Genomic DNA, 25,137 nt, shown 5'->3' with positions numbered 1-25,137 from the left:
AGTGATAGATTGTACTATCACTATTTCCATTTCTATTTGATATCTTTATTCTAAGCCTGTGAATTCACTTGCTTCATAGTATTCAGAATCGATAAGTTCTGATTTTACATTATCTTTATCTACTACGATAACGTCCGTTTGTTTTGCTTTAACATCTACTTCACCATTATTATATGAACCTGTTGTCTCTGGTGTTTTACCGTCCAAGATTTCTACCGCCATGCCCATTGCATCTTTTACTAATGTACGAACATCTTTAAAAACCGTCATCGATTGTTTTTCATCAATAATGTATTGAATAGATGCCTTCTCAGCATCTTGCCCAGTTACAAAGTAGCTAGTAATTGCACCATCAGAAGCAAAAACGTCTGCTATTGAGCGAGCTGTTCCATCATTCGGAGCTAGAATTACGACATCCCCTTTTAAATCATCGCTAGCTGCAGTTAAGTGAGTTTGTGCTTTATTTTTTGCCTCGTTGGCATCCCAATTTGTTGTAATTTGCCCAATAATTTTCCCAAGTTGATCGCGTGAAAGGTCTGCTGAATCTTTTAATGCTTCTGCTTCACTTGAGTTGGCAATTTTAAAAGTACCATCAGCTATTTTCGGTTGAAGTACTTTCCATGCCCCTTCGAAGAATAAAAATGCGTTATTATCAGAAGCTGCTCCTGCATATAAGTAAAGCGGTACATCTGTGCCTTCAGCATTGTCTACCAAGTACTGTGCTTGTGCAGCACCTACTGCTAAACTATCAAATGTTACATAGTAATCTACTGCATCTGTGTCAGTAATTAAGCGGTCATAAGCAATAACTGTAACGCCCTCTTTTTTTGCAGCTTCTACTGCTGATGCTGCAGCTGCGCCGTCATGAGGAGTGATTATTAATACTTTTATTCCTTTATTTAGTAAAGCTTCTACATTTTCTTTTTCTTTTGCTGAAGACCCTTGGCTAAATAGAATTTCTGTTGAATAATCCGAATCTGCTAATGCATCCTTAAAACGTTGCTCATCTTGTACCCAGCGTGGTTCGTCCTTTGTTGGAAGAACGATTCCAACGTCTACAGAACCTCCTCCACTGTTATTGCATCCTGCAACAAATAGTACAAACGCCATTAAGATCACTAAAAATGTTATTCCTTTGAATTTCTTGAACATTTTCTTACCCTCTCCCTTTGAATAAAAAATGATTACAATTTAATTATAAATTCTGTATTTTAATATGAAAGCGCTATCATTAGCATTCTTTTATCTTTTCCTATACTTTTTTAACCTTTTGTGAAAAGAAGCGTTTATTTTATTTCAATTGGAGAGGTGTTTCCTCATAAAAAAACACCTCTCCATTAAATTGATTTGGAAGAGATGTAAAAAAGCGATCTACCCTATATAGAGCAAATCACCAATTTTAAAAAATATTAATTTTTATGCATTTTCATTCCTTCGATTAAATCAAGCAAACGTTGTTTTGCATCATCAGTTTCTTCCTTTAACGCTTTAAAATCATAGCCTGATTTATCTTTATTAATATGTATTTCCAATAAGTCTCCTGCTTTTGCATTAATCGTAAACTTTTCTTTTAAAATGACAAGTTTGTTTGCTTTATTATCTTTTTCGAAAAGCACTACAAAAAAATCATCGAATCGATCGACCACATATTTATTCGCACACACTCAAAACAGCCCCTTGACCAAGATAAATTAAAAATAAATTTAATAAAATAATTTTTCATGAATAGTAGGAAATTCGTTCAATATTATCATTCTATACTATTTACTACTAATTTTTCATCTAATTTTGTTTACTTTTTTATTTTTTTAATAATTTCATGACTATTTGTCTATTAATGGGGAATAATAAAAAGGAATTTAGAAAAAAAGGAGGATATGTAGTGAAGAATAACGAAACGAATACTTCCAACAACAACTCTAAAGAAAACAGTAGTATAAGTGAAAATTTTACAGAACCACAAAAGTTAAGTGACGAGGAAAAGGAAAAACTTCAAGTAAAAGATGGCCAAAATAATCATCATGTTGATGAACGCGGTGGATTTTAATGATTAAAGCTACTTCCCCCTTAAAAGGGAGAAGTAGCTTTTTACATTTTAGATAAACTTAATCATTTTATAATTTTTCTTTCCTCGGCGAATAATCATAAATTCATCTTCAAGACGATCCTTTTCCCCGACTTCATATGCTACGTCTGTAACTTTTTCTCCGTTAACTGAAATAGCCCCATTTGTTACATCTTCTCTTGCTTGTCTTTTTGAAGGAGAAACAGTGGCTTCTACTATGAAATCTACAATGTTCTTTGTTTCTTTTGACATTTCTACGGAAGGTACATCTTTAAATGCATCTTTCATTTCTCCAGCGGTCAACTCTTTTAAATTTCCACTAAATAAAGCTTGTGATATACGAATTGCTTGATCTAATGCTTCTTGACCATGGATAAGTCGAGTCATCTCTTCAGCAAGTCTCATTTGACCTTTACGTAAATGTGGCTCATTTTCGACTGTTTCTTCGTATCCTTCAATATCATTGCGTTCTAAGAAAGTGAAAATTTTCATGTATTTAATAACATCAGCATCTGCGGTATTAATCCAAAATTGGTAAAACTCATATGGAGAAGTTTTTTTCGCGTCTAACCAAACAGAACCAGAAGCTGATTTTCCAAATTTCGTTCCATCCGCCTTTGTTACTAATGGAATTGTTATTCCAAATGCTTTTGTTTCTTCCTCATGCGTTTTACGAATCACCTCAAGACCAGTTGTAATATTACCCCATTGGTCAGAACCACCAACCTGCACTTTACAGTTATACGTGTTAAATAAATGATTGAAGTCAATTCCTTGAATTAATGTGTACGCAAATTCAGTAAACGAAAGCCCTGAATCTAAACGAGACGCAATAGAATCCTTAGCTAACATATAGTTGATGTTGACAAGCTTTCCGAAGTCTCTTAAAAATTCAATTACTGTCATCGGTCCAATCCAATCATGATTGTTAACCATTTTAGCACCATTCTCAGTATTAAAATCAAAAATGCGCTCCATTTGGGTTTTAATCCCTTTTACATTATTATCAATTTGTTCAGTTGTTTGCAAAACACGCTCTTCTGAACGTCCTGATGGATCTCCCACCATTCCTGTTGCTCCACCTACTAGTAAGATTGGGCGATGTCCATGCATTTGAAAACGACGTAGAGTCAACAAGGGCACAATATGCCCAATATGCATACTATCTGCAGTTGGATCGACACCACAGTAAAGTGAAATTTTTTCACTTTCCAATAAACTTTCTAAGCCTTCTGCATCTGTCTGCTGATAAATAAGACCTCTCCATGTTAAATCCTCTAATAATGTATTTTTCATAATAATTCCTCCTTTTTAAAATAAAAAAGTCCCTGCACGAAATAAATCATGCAGGGACGCTCATTTAATATAGCGCGGTACCACCCAGCTTGAAGGAAAATCCTTCCGCCTCAATCACGATATCGTTGTGAAAACGTCTAACTCCAAGACTGTAATTCGTCGATGTACACTGACTAGCTTTCACCAACCGCTAGCTCTCTATACAGTATGTGCAACAACTACTTCGGACTTTTCATCGTTAAAATATATACCTATTTTACCTAAACTAAAACGGTTGTCAATAACTATCGTCTAATGAATATCGATTATGGTATAATAATTCTTGATTTGGGGGTTGAAATGTTAATGGAGAAATGGAAAGAGAAAATCCAATTTTATAAAGATAAATTTGATGAATGGCAATCTACTAAATGGGCAAAAGGCTTGCGAATTTCCTCTAGTGTCATTTGGAACTTATGCTTAATCTTTTTAATAGTCTTCATCACTTTAGGTGTTTTTGCGGCGTCTGTAGGTGCGGGTTACTTTGCATCTCTAGTTAAAGAGGAGCCTTTACGTGAAAAGGAAGAAATGAGAACTGCAGTATTTAACTATGAAGAGACTTCCGAAATCTATTTTGCCGGAGATGTCTATCTAGGTAAATTACGTACCGATCTTGAACGTACGGAGACTAAATTATCATCGGTTTCTCCATATGTTTTAGATGCTGTTTTAGCTACGGAAGATGAATATTTTGAAGTACATAATGGAATTGTACCAAAAGCAATTTTCCGAGGATTACTACAAGATGTTACAAACTCTGATACACAAACTGGTGGATCTACTTTAACGCAACAATTAGTTAAAAACCAAATACTAACTAATGAAGTTTCCTATGAACGAAAAGCGAAGGAAATTCTATTGGCAATGCGTTTGGAACAATTTATGACAAAAGAAGAAATCTTAGAAGCTTATTTGAACATTATTCCATACGGTAGAAATGCAAATGGAAGAAATATAGCAGGAATTGAAACAGCTGCCCAAGGTATTTTTAATGTCAAAGCGAAAGACTTAAATTTGCCTCAAGCCGCATATATTGCAGGTATTCCCCAAGCACCATTTGCTTATACACCATTTAGAAAAGGTGGTGTATTAAAAGAAGGAGAAGCCTTAGAATCTGGTATTGAACGTATGAAGACGGTATTATTTCGAATGAAAGAAACTGGTTATATATCAGAGGAAGAATATAATGCCGCCATTAATTACAATATTACAAAGGATTTTAGGCAACCAGAAATTGTACCAGAAGAGAAATACCCATGGCTAACTTTTGAGATAGAAAACCGTGTAAAAGAAATTCTCCGAGAACAGTTTGCTACAGCAGATGGGATAGATCCTGAAAGATTAAAATTGGAATCAAAACTCTATGAAAAATATGATATTATTGCAGCTCGTGCAGTTAGCACTGGCGGTTATAGAATTCACACTACTATTAATAAAGACATGTATGAACAAATGATTAAAGTCAAAGATCAGTTCGATTCTTATGGACATACATTCTCAAAAGAAGTAAAAGATCCTAATACAGGAGAAACCATTGTTCAAGATTATCCTGTACAAGTAGGAAGTATGCTAATTGAAAATGGTACTGGTAGAATTTTATCGTTCCTTGGAGGTCGTGATTATAATTTAGAACAATTGAATCACGCAACTCAAGCCGTTCGTCCAATAGGTTCTACAATGAAGCCATTACTCGTGTATGCTCCTGCTATTGAATATGGAGTAATTGGTGCTGGAAGTCCAGTAGTCGATGTTAAACTAGAGAATCTAGGAAGTACAACTTGGACTAAATCTCCTCAAAACTATACGAAAGAACAAGAATTAGGGATTATTTCTGCACGTGATGCTTTAAGAACTTCACAAAACTTATCAACTATTCGTTTATATGATTTAATCATGGACAGAAAGCCTACTGATTTCTTATACAAAATGGGCTTCGAGCATATTGAAGAAAACGAATATGCGAATCATGCATTATCTATCGGCGGTATGACAAATGGTGCAACTGTCGAAGAAAATACGAATGCTTTCGGTACCTTTGCTAATAATGGGCAGTTTATCGATGCCTATATGATTGAAAAAATTGAAGATGTAGATGGGAATATCATTTATCAACATAAAACTGAACCTGTGCAAGTATTTAGCCCAGCTACTTCCTATATTATTACCGATATGCTTCGTGATGTTTTCTCGGATGGAACTGCAAAACTAGCAAAATCTAGATTAAAATTCCAATCAGATTTTGCTGCAAAAACTGGAACGACTCAAGATCATAATGACTCATGGCTAGTTGGGTATAACCCTAATGTTTCGCTAGGTGTTTGGCTTGGTTATGATTACAATGAAACCTTATTCTATATGAATAATCGTTATAATCATCCTAGTGTTCGAATAAATATGCTTTGGTCAAATATGATGAATGCTATGTTCGACGTAAATCCAGAATTAGTAGATGCACCAAATCCTTTCCCTGTTCCAAAAGATGTAGTCACTAAATCTTTCTGTGGTATTTCTGGTCTTGCAGTATCCGATGGATGTAGCAAAGCTGGCTTAGTTAAATCTGATTTATTTAATGCGGCTGCAATGTTACCTACTGCTCCAGATGACAGTCTTATTACATCATCCTATGTAGTGATTAATGAAAATAAATATCGTGCATTAGATTCTACTCCTAGTGAATTTGTAGTTCAGGGTGGTTACGGAGTAAACGAAGATTTTATTAAAAGAATGCTAGGTAAATTCGGAGGAAATGCAAGTAAATTGTTCCCTGAAAAATCTACTTTTGCTGGTAATGTAGTCTCTGAAGAAGTATTTCAAGCTGACGGAAGTCCTCCAGCACCTGTAACAGCAACACTTTCAGGAACTACGGTTACTTGGACAGATTCCGCTTCCACTGATGTCGTTGGATACAGAGTTTACCAAGTTGTAAATGGAAATAGAGTACTTGCTGCTACTAAACTCGAAGCAGAAAATAAGAGCTATACTATTAATGGTAGTGGTCAATACATCATTGTTTCTGTTGACATTACAGGCTTACAATCGGGTGCTTCAAATATAGTTTCAATCGAAGAGAAGATTCCAGAACCACCAGAACAAGTTATTCCTCCTACAACTCCCGAAGAGGAGCCAGGAGAAGTAATTATTGAACCAACCCCTCCTGAAACTGGCGAGACAACTACACCAGTAGAGGGTGAAGGATCAGGTACACCATAAGACAAACACCATAATACTTGTCTGTACTTTAGCGTTATTTTGCTCTGGAAGTATCAAGAGAGGAAGGAAGTGACTGAAGTCCCCCCCTTCCTCTCTTTTTTTGATAATAATACAGAAGCTCATGCGTAGCGTGCGGCAAGCGTACATCCTTGTTTCTGATCTCTAAGTACAAATTATATACATAGACTTGAACATATTTATATCACCAACTATAAGCATTTCGCACTGGCCGCACGTCCGCATGAGCCGCTGTATGCGCTAGCGCATTTCGCTGTCTCATACGGCACGCCATGCGGCTTGCAAGGCGCGAATGCTAGTGTAATCTCATAATACTGATTAATGTAGATTCTATTATATGTTTGAATATAAATAGATTCTGCTATCACTCTTTTTATTGAAATGTATTCTATCATCGTATGTTTCCGAGATGTGTGTTTTAAAAGCCGCAAGAGTGAGAAGAATGAGCCCCCGTAAAGGATGTGGGAGTGACTAAGGAACGACTCTCATGCTTGGCGTGTGGCAAGCGCACATCCGTGTGTTTACTCTCGTGACGATTCATTCTATAAAAAAATGCCGCAGCTTCCTGATATTACAGGTTGCTGCGGCTTTTCTTAATCTTCCATTGTTGATAAATCACCAGTTGGTAATTTTAGTTCCCAAGCTTTTAATACTCGACGCATAATTTTACCACTACGAGTTTTAGGTAACTTGTCTTTGAATTCAATTTCTCTAGGTGCTGCATGAGCCGCAAGTCCTTTTTTAACAAACTGCTGAATGTCTGAAATGAGCTCTTCTGATGGTTCATACCCTTCATTTAGTGCAATAAAAGCTTTAATAATTTCACCGCGTACTGGATCTGGTATACCGATTACGCCTGCCTCCAAAATAGCTGGATGCTCAATTAATTTACTTTCTACTTCAAATGGACCTACCCGTTCACCAGAGGTCATGATAACATCGTCCACTCTTCCTTGGAACCAGAAGTACCCTTCATCATCCATATAGGCAGAATCTCCGGAAAAATACCATTCGTCATTTATAAAGTAAGACTCATATTTTTCTTTATTGTTCCATACTTGACGCATCATCGATGGCCATCCTTTTTTAATCGCCAAATTCCCCATTGTATAAGGAGGAACAACATTCCCTTGATTATCTATGATAGCAGCTTCTAAACCAGGCAATGGTTTTCCCATTGAACCAGGTTTAATCGGTAAACTAGCAAAGTTACAAATAACTTGAGCTCCTGTTTCGGTCATCCACCATGTATCATGAATTCTTTTATTAAATACTTGCATTCCCCATTTAATAACTTCAGGATTCAATGGTTCACCAACAGATAATACATGACGAAGTGAGGTTAAATCATGTTCTTTTACTATTGCATCCCCTGCCCCCATTAGCATACGGAATGCCGTTGGCGCACTATACCAAACTGTTATCCCATATTCATCTATCGCATTATACCAAGCTTCAGGAGAAAAACGACCTCCAAGAACTAATGAAGTGGTTCCCGTTAACCAAGGTCCAAATATTCCATAGGATGTACCTGTAACCCAACCTGGGTCTGCAGTACACCAATAAATGTCATCCTCTCTAATGTCCATTACCCATTTCATTGATTGATACTGTTGCACCATAGCATAATGCACGTGTAAAATGCCTTTTGGCTTTCCAGTAGAACCAGACGTATAATGTAAAATTAGACCATCTTCTTTATCAACCCACTCTATGTCAAAAGAATCGGATGCTCCTTCTAATGCTTTCTTAAAGTCAATAAGTTTTTCCGTTTCTTTTACATCATCACCAACTAAAAAGACTGTTTCTAGGTTAGGTAATTTATCAAGTGGTACTCTATCTAGCAGTTCAGGTGTTGTAACAATAGCTTTTGCATCACTATCTAGCAAGCGGTCGTATACTGCACCCTCCATAAATGCTTCGAATAGCGGTCCGACAATGACCCCCATTTTAATTCCACCGAGTAATGCAAAATATAACTCGGGTGATCTAGGCATAAAAATGAAAAGACGATCCCCTTTTTGAAGATTAGAATATTTTTTGTAAACGTTTGCAGCTTTGTTACTTTGATTTTTCATTTCAAGAAATGTATAGGATTCTTTTCTATTAGCATCTTGATAATAAAGTGCAATTTTTTCTTTATTATTCGATTCTGCATGTCTATCGATCGCTTCATAGGCCATATTAACTTTACCTGTTTCGTACCATGAAAAGTTTTTCTCTGCATCTTCCCATTGAAAAGTCTTTACAGTTTGTTCATAATCCTTTAATTGATAGTCCCCTTCTACAACTGGTAAACTTTCTATTTTCATCCTCTTCACCCTTTCGATAAATATACTCTTTCATTCTACAATACTTTTTTCTGCTTTTGCTAATATTTCGAATCTTTTATTATATTTTGTTGAGAAAGCACCTTCCTACTTTAAAATAAGGTATAATAAATAATAATTTTATTTATATATTTAGGTGGTGAATTTGTGATACACACAAAAAAGTATAATGCTACGGAATTAGAAACAGAGCATGGTACTGTTACTATCGAAGGACCAATACCTTCAGAAGTTATTGCTGATTTAGAATTTCATGAGGATCTAGTATCCTTTAGGGCTCCTGCCCAACAACACAAAGCAATCATTGAAATCGCTAAGCTACCTGAAGGAAGAATTATTATTGTTCGAGATCAAAATACCATTGTTGGATACTGCACGTTTCTTTATCCTGATCCGTTAGAGCGATGGTCTCAAGGTAATATGAAAAATTTAATAGAACTAGGTGCAATTGAAGTAATTCCAAAATATCGAGGAACTGGTGTAGGAAAAACACTACTCCGTGTTTCTATGATGGATGATGCCATGGAAGACTATATTACAATCACTACAGAATATTATTGGCATTGGGATTTAAAAGGCACAGGATTAAATGTTTGGGAATATCGAAAAGTTATGGAAAAAATGATGCAAGCTGGTGGACTCGAATATTATGCAACAGATGACCCAGAAATAAGTTCACATCCTGCGAATTGCTTAATGGCTAAAATAGGTAGAAGAGTTGACAATGAATCCATTCAGCAATTTGATCAGCTACGCTTTATGAATCGTTTTATGTATTAAAAGGTAAAGCTATACAGATAGAAAAGGAGTTCATTCCAATGTTAGTAGAAGAAATTATGAATACATCGGTACCAACATTAACCCCTTCACATACTATCAAAGATGCAATCACGCTATTAAATGAAAAAAAAATACGCCACTTACCTATCATAAACAATGAACGAGAAGTTGTTGGAGTGGTTACGGACAGAGATTTAAAAGAAGCAACCCCTTCCACTCTACAAAGTGTTCTTCATAATGATATATATGATCGGCCATTAGATGAAATTATGACAAAAAACCCCATTACAGGTCATCCCTTAGATTTTGTAGAAGAAACAGCAAGTATTTTTTATGATAATCGAATCGGATGTCTGCCAATAGTCAGTAAAGGTAAATTGGTCGGAATGATAACTGAATCTGACTTATTGTATAAATTTATCGAACTAACTGGAGTACATCAACCTGGATCGCAAATCGAAGTACGTGTTCCTAATAGGACTGGAGTATTATTTGAGGTGTCAAAAATTTTCTACGAACAGAAGTTGAATGTATTGAGTGTTCTTGTATATCCCGATAAAATGCAAAATGATCACAAAATATTAGTATTACGTGTTAAGACTATGAATCCCCTTAAACTTATTGAAGCAATAAAAGCAGAAGGATTCGAGGTATTATGGCCTAACCATCCGGGAATGAACATATGAAAAAAAATGCCGTATTTATATTTTCAGATGACCAGTTAGGATATAAGTTTTCTGACACGCATCCATTTAACCAAAAACGATTAACATTAACTGTTGATTTATTAAAAGAAATGAATGCATTATCATTATCGGATATAGTAGCCCCAAGAACTGCTACGGAGGAAGAGTTAAGCTTAGTACACGACCCTCAGTATATTGAAATTGTTAAAAAAGCAAGTTTAGAGAATTCCGATACTAATATATATGAAAGCTATGGTATTGGTACAGAAGATACGCCTATCTTCCCACATATGCATGAAGCTAGTGCTAGTTTAGTAGGTGGAACACTGACTGCTGTAGATTATGTGATGGAAGGTAAAGCATCACATGCCCTCAATTTAGGCGGTGGTCTTCATCATGGGTTTAAAGGAAGAGCATCGGGTTTCTGTGTATATAATGATAGTTCAGTTGCAATTAAATATATGCAACAGAAATATAATGCTCGTGTACTATACATAGACACAGATGCCCATCATGGCGATGGTGTTCAATGGAGTTTTTATGATGATCCTAATGTATGTACTATATCGATTCATGAAACGGGAAGATATCTATTCCCTGGTACAGGTAATATTACAGAAAGAGGTTCTGGAGAAGGATATGGCACCTCTTTTAATTTTCCGATAGACGCTTTTACGGAGGATGATTCATTTTTAGAGGTTTACCGTACAGCCCTGAACGAGATTATAGAATCATTTAAACCAGATGTTATTTTAAGTCAAAATGGCGCAGATGCACATTATTTTGACCCACTAACACATTTATATGGAACGATGAAAATATATCAAGAAATTCCTAAACTGGCACATGAGTTGGCACATAAATATTGTGACGGAAAATGGATTGCTGTTGGTGGCGGTGGTTATGATATATGGAGAGTAGTACCTCGTGCTTGGTCATTACTTTGGATGGAAATGAATGACATTAGGACACCTGAAGGCGGATTACCGAAAGCCTGGCTCGAGCGTTGGTCTAAGGAGTCCCCTATCCCTTTAATTCCTACATGGATGGATCCAAATCCATTATACGAACCAATACCTCGTAAAGCGGAAATTACAGAAAAAAATAATCAAATGCTAGATAAAGCGTTATTCTTACTAAGGCAACAGCAATCATACAAAAAACACCAGTAGCTTAGAAGGTACTGGTGTTTTTCAATTATAAATTATTTTACAGAATCTCTTTCTTCAATACGATATGGAAGTACTACTGTATGTTCATCAATTTTTTCTTTATTCATAAACTTCGTTAATAGTCTCATGGAAACTGCTCCAATGTCGTATAAAGGTAACACGACACTCGTTAGCTGCGGTCTTACCATTCGAGATAATTTGGAATTTTCAAAGCTAATCACTTCAATGTCTTCCGGAACTTTTAATCCACTGTCTTGTGCTCCATGGATTAATCCAATCGCTATTTCGTCATTACCTGCAAAAATTGCTGTAGGAGGATTTTTTAATTTACTTAGCTCCTCCCAAGCTAGAAGACCGTCGTCATATGTATTCTCAACGCCAACAATTAAATCTGAATCAATTTCAATACCTGCTGCGTCCAAAGCCTTTTCGTAGCCTGAAAGCTTGTATAATCGATTAATGGTCGAAGATATTGAGCCTGATACAAAAGCAATTCGTTTATGACCGTTTTGAAGCAAGCGATTGACCGCATCAACTGCCGCTTCATGGTATTCAATATTAACAGAAGGAAATGCATTAGTTGTTTCAATTGTTCCAGCTAAAACAATAGGCACTTGAGATCTTTCCATCTCATGTAGCATGTCTTTTGTTACTTGGTCACTCATCATAACAATTCCATCTACTTGCTTACTGAATAAAGTGGATAATAGCTGTACTTCTTTGTCTTCTTGTTGATCGGAATTCGTTAAAATAATATTATAACGGTACATCGTCGCGATATCTTCTATACCTCGCACAAGCTCTGCATAAAATACATTTGAAATATCTGGGATAATTACCCCAACTGTTTTTGTTTTTTTACTTGCTAATCCTCTAGCAACTGCATTTGGACGATAATCTAATCGTTCTATTACTGCTAAAACTTTTTGACGTGTTGCCGGTTTTACATTTTGGTTTCCATTTACTACACGTGAAACGGTTGCCATCGACACATTTGCTTCTCTTGCTACATCATATATAGTAATAGTCAATGCATACCCCTCCTTCACTACTCTGAATAATTATACTTTAAATAATACTTCATTTCCCCTGCAACTTTCAATCAAATAGTAAAACCGACCCTAAAAAGAGTCGGTTTTGTGGCAAATCTCTGTCAAAATTTTATATTTTTTTATTTATGCATGCACTTCATGAGTTTTCATGAATTTTTGTAATGAATCATAAAATTCATCAAACTGTTGTAAATTCATTTGCTGAGCTGCGTCCGATAATGCAACAGCTGGATCTGGATGAACTTCAGCCATAACACCGTCAGCACCAATAGCAATAGCAGCTTTAGCAGCAGGTAATAGAATATCTCTTCGACCAGTTGAATGTGTTACATCAACAAATACTGGTAAATGTGTTTCTTGTTTTAATATAGGAACAGCAGAAATATCTAATGTATTTCTTGTTGCTCTTTCGTACGTACGAATGCCTCGTTCACATAAGATGATTTGGTCATTTCCTTGAGAAATGATGTATTCAGCTGCATGAATAAATTCATCTAATGTAGCAGCGATACCTCTTTTTAGTAAAACCGGTTTATTTATTGAACCTACTGCTTTTAATAATTCGAAGTTTTGCATATTACGAGCACCTACTTGCACAACATCAACATAGTCAAGTGCTTCTTCTAAATGGCTAGGAGTAACAATTTCCGATACAACAGCTAGGCCATATTCTTGTGAAATTTGTTTTAAGATTTTTAAACCTTCTAATCCAAGTCCTTGGAAATCATAAGGTGAAGTACGTGGTTTATATGCGCCACCTCTTATTAATTTTAAACCTTTTGATTGAATCGCAGCAGCTACTTCTGCTACTTGCGTATAGGATTCAACTGCACAAGGTCCAAATACAAAGGATGGTGCCCCGGTTCCTATTTTCTCACCGTTAATTTCAACGATTGTATCGGATGATTTCTTTTTACGTGAAACAAGTAGTGCTTTCTTTTGATCATCCACTTGCAATTCTAATGCTGTTTTAAAAATTTCCTTGAAAATATGCTCAACAGTGGATTGTGGCAAAGGACCAGAATTACTCTCTTTTAAGTAATCTAGCATGTGTCGTTCACGAAGTGGATCGTATCTGTTTACACCTTGCTTTTCTTTTACTCTACCAATCTCTTGTACTACCCCAGCTCTTTCGTTAATTAACTGTAGAATTTCTACGTTAATCTCATCTACACGTGCGCGTAATCCATCTAAATCAATATGACTCATGATACTTCTCCTCTCTTTCTCTTCATCGACACTTTCTATCGCCTGAAAATTATGATACATTTTAGTGATAAGACATATTATAAACAATGATAGCGAGAATGTCACGCTTTTTTATTTTAGCACTTCAACTCGCTAAAGTGTTTATCTAAAAAAGGACGTGAGAATTTGGTAACTAAGTTATTTGCTCTCGATATTGGTACTAGATCTGTAGTTGGAATTATTTTAGAAGAACGCGACCAAGCATTTCATGTTGTAGATATTTTAGTAGAAGAACACAAAGAACGTGCAATGGTTGATGGTCAAATACATAATGTACTAAAAGTAGCAGAAGCAATCATCTCTATCAAAACAAAGCTAGAAGAAAAGCATGGTCCACTTGAAAAAGTAAGTGTGGCAGCTGCTGGAAGAGCTTTGAAAACAGAACAAGCATCTGTTCAAATGGATATAAAAAATAGACCCATTTTTTCTGAGGAAGATATTAGTCGCTTGGAGCTTTCCGCCGTTCAAAAAGCACAAACTAATTTAGTACAAAAAGATATAGATAAGCAATCTAGCCATTATTATTGTGTTGGATACAGTGTATTATACTATCGTCTGGATGGAGAAGAAATTGGTAGCTTGGTTGATCAGCAAGGTGCTGAAGCTTCCATAGAGGTAATTGCTACTTTCTTACCACGGGTAGTCGTTGAATCGTTACTATCCGCATTAAAACGTGCTGGTTTAGAAATGGAAGCTTTGACACTTGAACCAATAGCAGCAATTAATGTTTTAATTCCTACATCTATGAGACGTTTAAATGTGGCATTAGTAGATATAGGTGCAGGAACTTCAGATATCGCTATCACGAATCATGGAACTATTGTAGCTTATGGAATGGTTCCAATAGCCGGAGATGAAATAACAGAATCATTAAGCGATCATTATTTATTGGACTTTCCTTTTGCAGAAGAGGCAAAGAGATCTATTAATCAAAACGATTTCATACATATTCAAGATATTTTAGGTTTTGATCAGGAAATACCAAAGGAAGAAGTAATCAATGTTATTCGGCCAGCAACCCAAGTGTTAGCTGCTTCTATTTCTTCTGAAATACTTCGATTGAACAATAACAAACCTACGAAAGCAGTGATGTTAGTTGGTGGAGGAAGTTTGACTCCTGCGCTTACTTCTATCCTTGCGGAAAAATTAAACCTTCCTGAAAATCGAGTAGCTGTTCGTGGAATAGACGCTATACAAAACTTAACAAAAGAAGAACATATTCCGGTAACACCTGAGCTTGTTACACCGATCGGTATAGCTATAGCCGCAAAGCGAGCACCTATTCAATACATGTCTGTCGAAGTGAATAATCAAATAGTACGTCTTTTCGAATTGAAGGAAATGACCGTTGGAGACGCTCTACTTGCAGCAAACATTTCTACTAGAATACTATATGGAAAACCTGGAGCTGCCCTTGCTGTTCAAGTAAATGGACAAGATATTTATATTCCCGGTGAACATGGAAAACCAGCAATCATTCATTTAAACGGAAAGGAAGCAAATACGAAAACAATCATTCAAAGTAATGATCAGATTGAGTTATTGGAAGGTCAAGATGGAAAGCCTGGAGAAGCTACTGTTCGTGATTTGCTTGATGATGCATCTGTTAAAACTGTTACCATCCAAGGTGTTATGCACATCGTGGAACCTAAAGTACGTGTAAATGGTGAGAACGTCTCTCTCGATACACCTTTGAAAGAAAGGGACAAAGTTATAGTAGATACTCCCCAAACCTTAGAACAAGTATTAATAGCTATAAAAAAAGAAGACTACCTTACGCAGTTAAAACCTTATACAATTACAATAAATGAAAAGAATCACTATATACCTGATTTTACTTCTATCATGCTGTTAAATGACAATCCAGTGAAACTGCAATACCCAATCCAAGACAATGACGTAGTACAAATAAAAAATGTAAGTGCACCTTCTCTGCAAGAGATTGCCTATAAGCTAGATAATAGGCTAGAAAATCGAATTAAAGTTATCTTTCAAAATGAGGAAGTTGAATTGGTTAAGGAGTGTGCCATTGTTACAGCAGGTGATGTTAATCTTTCCTATCAGGACATCATTCCAAATGGCTCCATACTTCAATGGCAAGAAATAAATACATCTCCTTGGATCTATCAAGATGTATTTCGTTTTTCCAATTGGACATTGCCTGAGTTTGCTAGCTCATTTCAAATATTGAAAAATGGGCAAGCATCCGGTTTCGACGAAGAAATATTTGGAGGAGATCATTTAGAAATAGTATTTAATCATAAGTAAACTTGAATGTTACTTATGTATAGGCATTCGCGCTGGCTCATACGGCTAGAAAGGTACGAATGCCAGTGTGTACTCTCTATAAAATGTAATTAACAGGATATAGGAATGTTTCTTAGATAATTCTTCAAATTCGTTGGGATGTCTTCAGGATGTGCGCCTTACACGCCGCAAGAGCGCGAAGAATGAGACCCCGTAAAGGATGTGGGAGCGACGTAGGAGCGACTCATCCTGCGGAGGCTCATGCGTAGCGTGCGGCAAGCGCACATCAGAGTTTCTAATCTCTAAGTACAAATTATATACATAGACTTGAACAGATACATCACCAACTATAGTCATTCGTGCTTGCCGCACGTCCGCATGAGCCGCTGTATGAGCAAGCGCATTTCGCTGTCTCATACGGCACGTCATGCGGCTCGTAAGGCACGAATGCCAGTATATCCTCTTGACGTAATAAAGTAGATTCTATTAATGTATTGTTAATAAATAATCTCAATACAGGATGTGGAGTGACAAAGGAGCGATTCATCTTACGGAGGCTTATGTCTAGCGTGCGGCAAGCACACATCCGTATTCTACTCCCTAAGTTTCAATTAATAACCTTAACAGTAAAAAGTGGTAATCCCTACTCTAAGGGACTACCACTTTTCAATTTATTTATTTGATTTGTTATCTACGATTGCCTCTTTAATTGCTTCCGCTACTACTGTTGTATTTTCTTCTTGCTTATCCTGTTCTGCATTTAATTCTTCCGTAGTATGAGAGATGGTTTCCATATAATCCATTGGTTCCTCACCTTCATAAGATGCAGTTCCATCGTCTAAAGGAGATGTCGGTGCACCTTTCATGGATTTTACTTTTTCCACAATTTGGCCCGATTGCTCTTGTAATTGTTTTGACAATTGAGTTGTCTTCTCCTTTGCAGTGGAAGACAAATCGATTGTTTTATCTTTTAATTGATTAGCTTGAGTTGAAATATTTCCACGTAGCTCTGTACCTGTCTTTGGTGCCAACAATAGAGCTGTTGCAGCCCCGATGATTCCACCAACAAACATACCTAGTATAAAGTCTTTTCCACTCGATTCTTCCTGGCGATAAATATAGTCTCTGCTTTCGTTATAGTATGGTTGAGGTGGATAAGTTGGTTGAATTTGCTTGTTATAGGATGATGGATTGTCGTAATACTCTGCATTGTGTTTTGAATCGTTATAATTTGGTTTATTGTGATCATAATTGCTCATCTAAATTCCTCCAATAATTATAAATTTTTTTTTGATTCATAAGAATAATATCCTGCTTCTTCTAATGCTTTACGCTCTTTCCATTTGTCGCGTATGCCAAACAAGACATTACTCCATTGGACAACCTGTGCAATCTTTTCTTCATTTTTTTCAACTTCCGTTGATACAGAAGTAGTAATTCGCTGAATAGAATGGTTTAATCCTGATACGGAAGATCCTACATTCTTAACTGCATCAACTACCGTATTTAATTTCTCTGATTTCTCTTGAATGTCTACTGCTAATTCATTTGTTTTATGAAGAAGTTCTGCAGTTTCTTTCGTGACATTTTGTAAATTTGTATCGAGCCCTTCTAGCGTATTTGCAACATTATTTAATGTCTTCTTAACAGAAAACAACGTAACTGCAAGGCTTATACAAAGTACCAAGAATGCTATTGCGGCTATAATAGCGGCTATGTATAAGAGATTTTCCATTTTGTATCCTCCTTCAGTTGTTATTACTTATTTTTACCCCAAAAGAAAAAAATTAAACTTCTTTCTCTATATTACTATACTACGTTTCTTTTAAATATCCTTTTAAAAATGCTTAATCCTAAAATGGATTAAGCATTTTCTAACATTCTTAAAAAATGTAGATGTTTATAGTAATTACCAGGTTCTCTACAGGCTGTCTTGAAAACGCTTGTCAGTCGAGGCGCGCCAGCATGAGGCGGAAGCGAATAGAACTTAAGTTCATGAGCTTACAACGAAGTGCAAGCAACGAAGAATGAAAGCGTTTGTCAACAGTCTGTAAGTTTTTGTTCAAAAGCTTGTTGATACTTTTGAACATCTCCAGCACCCATGAATAAAAAGATAGCATTTTCATGAGTAAGCAGCTGATCGACGGTCTCTTCATTTAATATATGACTTCCATCAATTATATCTACTAACGTTTGAATAGTTAAGTCCCCTGCATTTTCTCTAGCGGATCCAAATATTTCGCAGAGATATACTTGATCAGCAAGACTTAAACTGTCGGCAAACTCATTTAAGAACTTTTGAGTTCTTGTAAAGGTATGCGGTTGAAAAATAGCTACAATTTTTCGGCTCGGATATTTCTGTCTAGCTGATTGTATCGTTGCTGTTATCTCAGTAGGGTGATGCGCATAGTCATCAATAAGAATACGATTAGCTATTACCGTCTCTGTAAAGCGTCTTTTAACGCCCTCAAACGTTTCTAAACCTTTTTGAATAGTATCAGCTGGTACATCTTCATAATGGCAAAGAGATATAACAGATAAAGAATTAAGCACTGCATGATCTCCGAATAATGGAATGGAAAAACGGTGATAAAACTCGTTACGAACAAACACATCAAATGAAGTACCTTCAGTCGTTTTTTCTAAATTTCTAGCTGCAAAATCATTATGCTCACCAAAACCGTAGTAAACGACAGGAACAGGAGCTTTAATTTTTTGCAAGTACTTGTCATCTCCACAAGCAATTATTCCTTTTTTCACTTGCATTGCCATGGATTGAAAAGCTTGAAAGACATCATCAATATCTTGAAAGTAATCTGGATGATCAAAATCAATATTTGTCATAATCGCATAATCAGGATTGTAAGCTAAAAAGTGTCTTCGGTACTCACATGCTTCAAATACAAAATTGGAAGCATCCTTCATACCTTTCCCTGTTCCATCACCAATTAAATAAGAAGTTGGTGTATATCCACTTAAAACATGTGAAAGCAAGCCAGTAGTTGATGTCTTACCATGAGCACCTGTAACTGCTACAGAAGTAAATTGGCTCATATAGTCGCCTAAAAAGTCATGATATCGAATCACTTCCAAACCAAGCTCTTTTGCCTTCACTAATTCTGGGTGGGTATCCGGAAATGCATTACCTGCAATAACGGTCATGCCCTCTTCAATATTGTCTTCATCAAATAGCAAAACATTTATCTCGCGTTCGTGTAATGGTTTTTCCGTAAAAAAATACTTCTCTATGTCAGAGCCTTGTACTTCATTACCCACATCATGTAATATTTGTGCCAACGGGCTCATTCCAGACCCTTTAATGCCTGTAAAATGATATTTTGTCATACGTTGTAAACCTCCTGGGATTATCCCCACTTATATGCATAAAACAGTTATCGATAGTATACTTCGTCTTGGTAGACGTATTCCCAATTATATCATTATTTAGTCGGTAATATTAATAAACTATATTAACTAAATATTTGTTCAAGACTTTCGTTAGTAAGTAGCACTTCTCTAGCTTTACTACCCTTTTGCTCCGTAATATATCCATTTTCGTACATAGCATCTATTAATCTAGCGGCTCTGTTATAGCCCAAATGGAACTTCCGTTGTAATAATGAGGTGGATGCGGATCCTTGCTCCACAACAAATCGACATGCTTCCTCAAAGATTTCATCCTGTTCTGTTACATTCTCTGCCTTTTGAAGTAATTCTTCTTGCTCAAACATGTACTCAGGTGTTCCTTGAGTTCTTGCATAATCAATAACATTCTCAATCTCATCATCCGTAACGAATGTTCCTTGTATCCTTACTGGACTGGACATGCCATTTCCTTGGTAAAGCATATCCCCTTTCCCTAGTAATCTTTCTGCTCCTTGCTGATCTAATATAGTTCGAGAATCAATTTGCGAAGAAACAGAAAAAGCAATACGTGTAGGAATGTTCGCTTTAATAAGTCCCGTAATAACATCTACTGATGGCCTTTGAGTCGCTAATACTAAATGAATACCACAAGCTCTAGCTTTTTGGGCAATACGACAAATAGCATCCTCCACTTCAGTAGGGGCCATCATCATCAAATCTGCAAGTTCGTCTATTACAATGACGATATAAGGCAACTTCTGTGCAAATTGTCGCTTTTCTGTTGCTAATGTATTGTATCTACTAATATCTCGTACACCTATATGTGCAAACAATTGATAGCGTCTTTCCATCTCATCTACCGCCCATTTCAAAGCGGCAGTTGCTGCTTTGACATCTGTAATAACGGGGCTTACAAGATGAGGAATATGATTAAATGGCGCGAGTTCTACCATTTTAGGATCAATTAATAAAAGTTTCACTTCTTCAGGAGTTGCTTTATATAAAAGACTTACGAGTAACGAATTAATAAATACTGACTTACCTGATCCTGTCGCACCGGCAATTAGGCCATGAGGCATTTTTCGTAAATCAAGCGTCACTGGTTTCCCCGTAAGATTTAATCCCAAGGCAGCTTCTAGAGGAGAATCAGAATCTAAGAACACACTTGAATTGATTACTTCTGATAATCGAACAGCTCGTGATTTTCTATTTGGGATTTCAATTCCAATAGAACTTTTCCCCGGAATTGGTGCTTGGATACGTATATCTTTTGCAGCAAGAGCAAGTTTTAAATCATCCGCTAAATTACGAATTTTACTAACTTTTGTCCCATGGCCAACAGTTATCTCAAATTGAGTTACTGCAGGACCTTGAAACATTTGAACAATTTCTCCAGAAACTTGGAAATGGGATAGTGCTTCAATAAGTGTAAATGCTTGTTCTTCCATCCATTCAGTATCTTCATTTTTCATTTCTGGAGGTAATAAATAGTTAAGATCAGGTCTTTCATATTCGGAATGTTCTGGTTGAGATTGCGTTTTCTTAACATCCTCAAATGGTTGGGTAGCAACCGCTTTTATTTCAGGAGCAATCATAGTCGTTTCTTCTACTAGCTTATTCATTTTTTCCTTATCTGATTTAAGCATTAGTACATTAAATGGTCGAATGTTCTCTTTTGGTGTAACTTTTGTTTCTTCAACTATTTCTATAGGGTTGTCCATTACTTCAACGGCTTTATCTTCCACTTCACCTAAAGGTTCTGAAACTATAGGTGCTACTTCTGCTTCATCAACCTCTGCTTGTGTTGGAGCAATCTTAGTCGTTTCTTTTACTAGGTTATTTACTTTTTCCTTATCTGATTTAAGCATTAGTACATTAAATGGTCGAATGTTTTCTTTAGGTGTATCCTTTGTTTCTTCACCTATTTCTATAGGGTTGTCCATTACTTCAATGGCTTTATCTTCCGCTTCAGCAATTGGTTCTGATACTATGGGTGCTACTTCCACTTCATCAACTTCTGCTTGTGTTGGGGCAACAGTTACAGCAGTTTCTTTCATCTCTACTTTTGGTGTTTCTTCAACAATTTCTAAAGGTTTGTCCATTACTTCAACGGCTTTATCTTCCGCCTCAGCAATAGTTTCTGAAACTATAGGTGTTACTTCTACTTCATCAACCTCTGCTTGTGTTGGAGCAATAGTTACAGCAGTTTCTTCCATAACTAATTCTCGCTCAACTTGTATTGTTTCAATTGGCTCTTCCACTTTATTTTCCTGTCTTTTCGAAAATCCAAAAACTGGTGAAGGAACTTGTGTTGGTGAGAATAATGCTGTTGGCTCTTTATGTGTTACTTGCTCAAATTTGGTTTGTTCACTTGTCTCGTCTATTTTATTTTCCTGTCTTTTTGAAAATCCAAAAACTGGTGAAGGAACTTGTGTTGGCGTAAAAGCCTTTTTACGTCTTTCGTTAACTGTTCCTTCTATTACTTCTTTTTTAGGTGTTCGTGGTGCGACTGGTATTTCTTTTTTAGGTGCTCGATGTACGACAGACTGTTGTTTTCTTTGTTGCCACAGTTCTCGTGTATGAAGAGGTTTATATGTTTCGTCTTCTCTCTTATGTTTTTCTTTCATCATTGGCTCAATAACTTTTTCTACTTTTGGCTCTCCAAACAAAAATTGATCTTTTTCTTCATCCGGTATTAATGGAAAACGAAAAGGTGTTTTCGTTTTAGAGGTTGTATCGAATACTTCCTGTTTAGCCACTTGTTCGGTTTCTTTATCTTCTACTTCATTTGTTGCAAATAATTTTTTAAACCAATTCAATTTCATCAACTCTTTCTAATAGATACATTTTATTTTACCAATAAAAACACTTAACGTCCTTATTTTAAAGAATTTGAAATGAATTTGAAAAAAAGTACATGACAAAAGGAGCACTTCTCAGATTGTAGACGAACTTGAAAAAACATAAATCAAGTTTTTCGAAGCTTACCGCTCCCTTTCAGTGAGAGAGTGCAAAGCCGTTTAGGCTAGCCAATAGCGTATTTATCTCTTTGGCAACACTTTTCCAAAGCAATAAAATCCTTCTTTTCTATTAAATTATTCATATTTATAATTGTAAGGCAGAATAATCTTGAGGGATAGAGGGTGAGTGATCGAAAAGTAGAAAAACTTTAAAAGGTAGTTGGAATTAACTTATTCCAACTACCTTTTGTCTTCAATCTGATAAGTTTATTGAAAAAATGCACTTCCAACTTCTGATTGCTCGTCCAATATTAGAATGCCCTTTACTTCCGGTGCGTTTGGTAAAGCTAATTCTCTAGCGGAGCATAGCATTCCACTTGATGCCACACCTCGTAATTCCGCATCCTTAATAACCATTCCAGATGGCATTACTGCCCCCACTTTCGCAACAACCACTTTTTGCCCTGCATCCACATTCGGTGCTCCACAAACAATTTGCAAATTACTTTCACCAATGTTTATTTGGCAAACTTTTAATTTGTCAGCATTTGGATGTTGTTCTAACGATTCTACATAACCCACTACAAATTTTGGTGAAAGATCTACATCCAATTTATAATCTACTTCGTTAGATTGTAGAACTTGTTCAAGTTTAGCTACTAATTCTTCCGTTAAAGTTATATTTCCGTTTTCTTGAATCTCGGCATATTTACTAAATTCAAAAATATTAATAGCTAATACTTCATTAGAATTCGCATTTTTAATAAGCGTTACATCACCTTTTGTTTCTGTAACTACTTTTTCAACTTTTTCTGATGTTAATTGAAGCAACAATACATCTCCAACTCCATTTTGGTTGTAAAAAACATTCATTTTTCTTCTTTCTCCTTCGCTACTCGATTTTTTGCCATAATAAATATCGGCTCTAAATCTGCATTTTCATATATAAATGATAAAGAAGTAATGGGTACAGTTCCAACTGTAAAAAAGTGCATCGTCATTTGTGCCAAAACATCATACCCTGTCTCATTTCTTATATCACCAATTATCATAACATCTTGATGGGGTACAGAAATAGTCATATCTCCAACAATTAACTTTTTCATATCTTTTAAAAGAGATTCATTAAGTATTCTACTTGCATCATACCCATCATTATTATTGAAAAAATAAAAAATATTTCCGGCCACTTCATCTTTTTTAAAATTATTTACTAAATTTCGAACCTGAAATAGAGCTCTTTCACGTATTTCAGTTTCCCGTATACCCCAGCTCTCTAGCATTTTCTCATCTAGTAGCCGATATGTTTTTCCAAGATCTAACGCATAATAAATTCTTGTTTCTGCAGTATGTTCTTTCGTAATGAATCGATTGCCTTCATTTGATTTCTCAGGGAAAGAAGTCGAGCGAATGACCGGATATACGGAAGAAGAAGGATCTATATCGCCAAAAATTTCTTTTTCCATAGCCTGAAATGTTTGTTGTATAGTATACATTACTTCTTCAATGGCTAATTCTTTTTTTGTTTCATATTTTGCCAAAATAGGTGGAATAGAAATATCTATACCTTTATGAAGCGTTTTATGGGTTAATCTAAGTTTATTTGTTTCTCTATTAAATTCGTAAAGAAATGTGTCTTCCGATAGGTTTGTTTTCAATAGACGTATTAGTTCTTGTGCTTTCATTGTTATTCCTTCTTTCTCAAAAATAAAACGGTCCACTTTTTGTGAACCGCTTTGTTGTTGTTAGATTGTTTGAAGAAAAGATTCGATTTCCTCTCTTGTTTTGCGGTCTTTACTAACAAAACGTCCTTTTTCTTCTCCATTATCAAATACGATGAAGCTAGGAATTCCAAAAACATCTAATTGAATACAGAGGTCTATAAATTTATCACGATCTACAGAAACAAATTGAAAGTCTGAAAATTCCCCTTCTACTTCATCCATAAATGGATCAATGAAATGACAGTCTGGACACCAGTCGGCAGTAAATTTGAATACTACCTTACTTTCTTGTTTCAGTTGATCAAATTCCTCTACTGAATTTAGGCTTTTCATTCTTTTTCCTCCTTAGTCAGTTGAAATAGACCTTACAATCATCATCATTTTCTCTAAATTAGAAGCGATATTTTGTTGTTTTGATATAGTAGTGAGCTTTATCCCGCCTATACTAGTAATAAGTTCAAAATTTTCTTCACTACTTTGAATAATTGCAGCAAAACCAAATCTTCCGTTTTGTTCAAATGTATCTTTTTCAACTATTTTTAAATTAGTATTAGCCATCATTAAATCAAAATATAATTGACTTCCAGGAAGTTCATTGGGATTAACAAATAAAATATAAGAATCGTTGCCTTTAGATAAAAGAATGTTCGTTTGATCTGAATCATCTTCAATAGAAAATCCACTAGGCAAAAAGATTTTCAATTTATCTACTGTTTCATTGGGCTTTTCTGCATCTTCTTGAAACACTGTTTTTGCATTTTCCATGCCATCTACTGCTTGTTCTTCCACTGAAGAACAACTTGCTAATAAAATGACAGCTAGTGACGCGATACATAACCGCATCCATTTTCGAGCCATTTACTTTCCTCCATTCACAGCATAACTTCTATATATTTTATAGATGATTTTCAACACTTGCAACTACAGGCTACTTTCACATTTTC

General features: G+C 35.8%; 20 protein-coding genes and 1 other annotated feature. Of the genes, 6 read left to right on the top strand and 14 right to left on the bottom strand.

The genetic code is table 11. The annotated features are described in order from the left end of the window. Positions 1–45: 45 nt before the first annotated feature. Positions 46–1,152, bottom strand: coding sequence for a sugar ABC transporter substrate-binding protein (locus WAX74_RS06325; RefSeq protein WP_336496815.1), 1,107 nt, complete (start codon positions 1,150–1,152; stop codon positions 46–48). Between the two features lie 257 nt (positions 1,153–1,409). Then, positions 1,410–1,664, bottom strand: a complete 255-nt coding sequence (locus tag WAX74_RS06320; protein WP_336496814.1) for a DUF3006 domain-containing protein — start codon at positions 1,662–1,664, stop codon at positions 1,410–1,412. 218 nt (positions 1,665–1,882) lie between these two features. On the opposite strand from WAX74_RS06320, the gene WAX74_RS06315 reads away from it, so the two are divergent. Beyond that, on the top strand, positions 1,883–2,047 hold the full coding sequence (locus WAX74_RS06315) for a hypothetical protein (RefSeq protein WP_336496813.1): 165 nt from the start codon (positions 1,883–1,885) through the stop codon (positions 2,045–2,047). Between the two features lie 48 nt (positions 2,048–2,095). Here WAX74_RS06315 and tyrS read toward each other — a convergent pair whose 3' ends face one another. Beyond that, on the bottom strand, positions 2,096–3,361 hold the full coding sequence (gene tyrS, locus WAX74_RS06310) for a tyrosine--tRNA ligase (protein ID WP_336496812.1): 1,266 nt from the start codon (positions 3,359–3,361) through the stop codon (positions 2,096–2,098). 49 nt (positions 3,362–3,410) lie between these two features. Continuing rightward, positions 3,411–3,606 (bottom strand) — a binding site (T-box leader). A 100-nt stretch (positions 3,607–3,706) separates the two neighbouring features. Between tyrS and WAX74_RS06305 the strand changes: the two genes are divergently transcribed. Further along, the gene (locus WAX74_RS06305; RefSeq protein WP_336496811.1) at positions 3,707–6,610 is read left to right on the top strand and encodes a transglycosylase domain-containing protein; all 2,904 of its coding nucleotides are present in this window, start codon (positions 3,707–3,709) and stop codon (positions 6,608–6,610) included. A gap of 611 nt (positions 6,611–7,221) precedes the next feature. Here the strand turns inward: WAX74_RS06305 and acsA are convergent. Further along, positions 7,222–8,940, bottom strand: coding sequence for an acetate--CoA ligase (gene acsA / locus WAX74_RS06300; RefSeq protein WP_336496810.1), 1,719 nt, complete (start codon positions 8,938–8,940; stop codon positions 7,222–7,224). A gap of 165 nt (positions 8,941–9,105) precedes the next feature. Between acsA and WAX74_RS06295 the strand changes: the two genes are divergently transcribed. Genes WAX74_RS06295 through WAX74_RS06285 form a run of 3 tightly spaced genes read left to right on the top strand, consistent with a single transcriptional unit; the run spans position 9,106 to position 11,596 of the window. Then, complete coding sequence (locus WAX74_RS06295) at positions 9,106–9,738, top strand: GNAT family N-acetyltransferase (protein ID WP_336496809.1); 633 nt, start codon at positions 9,106–9,108, stop codon at positions 9,736–9,738. Between the two features lie 38 nt (positions 9,739–9,776). Continuing rightward, a complete protein-coding gene (locus WAX74_RS06290) occupies positions 9,777–10,424 on the top strand; it encodes an acetoin utilization AcuB family protein (protein WP_336496808.1) in 648 nt (215 codons plus the stop codon). Next, entirely contained in the window at positions 10,421–11,596 is a 1,176-nt protein-coding gene (locus tag WAX74_RS06285) for an acetoin utilization protein AcuC (protein ID WP_336496807.1), read from the top strand. Before WAX74_RS06290 ends, WAX74_RS06285 begins: the two co-directional genes overlap by 4 nt. 32 nt (positions 11,597–11,628) lie before the next feature. Here the strand turns inward: WAX74_RS06285 and ccpA are convergent, their stop codons facing one another. Together ccpA and WAX74_RS06275 are read right to left on the bottom strand one after the other, a co-directional pair. Continuing rightward, positions 11,629–12,627, bottom strand: a complete 999-nt coding sequence (gene ccpA, locus WAX74_RS06280; protein ID WP_336496806.1) for a catabolite control protein A — start codon at positions 12,625–12,627, stop codon at positions 11,629–11,631. Between the two features lie 144 nt (positions 12,628–12,771). Beyond that, entirely contained in the window at positions 12,772–13,857 is a 1,086-nt protein-coding gene (locus tag WAX74_RS06275) for a bifunctional 3-deoxy-7-phosphoheptulonate synthase/chorismate mutase (protein WP_336496805.1), read from the bottom strand. 165 nt (positions 13,858–14,022) lie between these two features. On the opposite strand from WAX74_RS06275, the gene pilM reads away from it, so the two are divergent. Beyond that, positions 14,023–16,164 carry a pilus assembly protein PilM gene (gene pilM, locus WAX74_RS06270; RefSeq protein WP_336496804.1) on the top strand — a complete coding sequence of 714 codons (2,142 nt, stop codon included), beginning with the start codon at positions 14,023–14,025 and terminating at the stop codon, positions 16,162–16,164. A gap of 650 nt (positions 16,165–16,814) precedes the next feature. Here pilM and WAX74_RS06265 read toward each other — a convergent pair. The 8 genes from WAX74_RS06265 to WAX74_RS06230 all read right to left on the bottom strand — a co-directional run bounded on the left by WAX74_RS06265 (position 16,815) and on the right by WAX74_RS06230 (position 25,051). Then, positions 16,815–17,402, bottom strand: coding sequence for a YtxH domain-containing protein (locus WAX74_RS06265; RefSeq protein WP_336496803.1), 588 nt, complete (start codon positions 17,400–17,402; stop codon positions 16,815–16,817). 17 nt (positions 17,403–17,419) lie between these two features. Next, positions 17,420–17,878, bottom strand: a complete 459-nt coding sequence (locus tag WAX74_RS06260; RefSeq protein ID WP_336496802.1) for a DUF948 domain-containing protein — start codon at positions 17,876–17,878, stop codon at positions 17,420–17,422. Between the two features lie 305 nt (positions 17,879–18,183). Further along, complete coding sequence (gene murC / locus WAX74_RS06255; protein ID WP_336496801.1) at positions 18,184–19,488, bottom strand: UDP-N-acetylmuramate--L-alanine ligase; 1,305 nt, start codon at positions 19,486–19,488, stop codon at positions 18,184–18,186. A gap of 125 nt (positions 19,489–19,613) precedes the next feature. Then, the gene (locus tag WAX74_RS06250; RefSeq protein ID WP_336496800.1) at positions 19,614–22,328 is read right to left on the bottom strand and encodes a DNA translocase FtsK; all 2,715 of its coding nucleotides are present in this window, start codon (positions 22,326–22,328) and stop codon (positions 19,614–19,616) included. Between the two features lie 408 nt (positions 22,329–22,736). Continuing rightward, positions 22,737–23,342 (bottom strand): YtpR family tRNA-binding protein, encoded by a 606-nt coding sequence (gene ytpR, locus WAX74_RS06245; RefSeq protein WP_336496799.1) that lies wholly within the window; start codon positions 23,340–23,342, stop codon positions 22,737–22,739. Next, a complete protein-coding gene (locus WAX74_RS06240; RefSeq protein WP_336496798.1) occupies positions 23,339–24,154 on the bottom strand; it encodes a DUF1444 family protein in 816 nt (271 codons plus the stop codon). Before WAX74_RS06240 ends, ytpR begins: the two co-directional genes overlap by 4 nt. A 60-nt stretch (positions 24,155–24,214) precedes the next feature. Continuing rightward, on the bottom strand, positions 24,215–24,526 hold the full coding sequence (locus WAX74_RS06235; protein WP_336496797.1) for a thioredoxin family protein: 312 nt from the start codon (positions 24,524–24,526) through the stop codon (positions 24,215–24,217). Between the two features lie 12 nt (positions 24,527–24,538). After that, on the bottom strand, positions 24,539–25,051 hold the full coding sequence (locus tag WAX74_RS06230) for a hypothetical protein (protein ID WP_336496796.1): 513 nt from the start codon (positions 25,049–25,051) through the stop codon (positions 24,539–24,541). Positions 25,052–25,137: the final 86 nt, after the last annotated feature.

The sequence above is a fragment of the Psychrobacillus mangrovi genome (assembly GCF_037104765.1).
Taxonomy (GTDB): domain Bacteria; phylum Bacillota; class Bacilli; order Bacillales_A; family Planococcaceae; genus Psychrobacillus; species Psychrobacillus mangrovi.
Note: the sequence above shows the minus strand (reverse complement) of the source record. Positions and strands in the feature narration are given on the sequence as shown.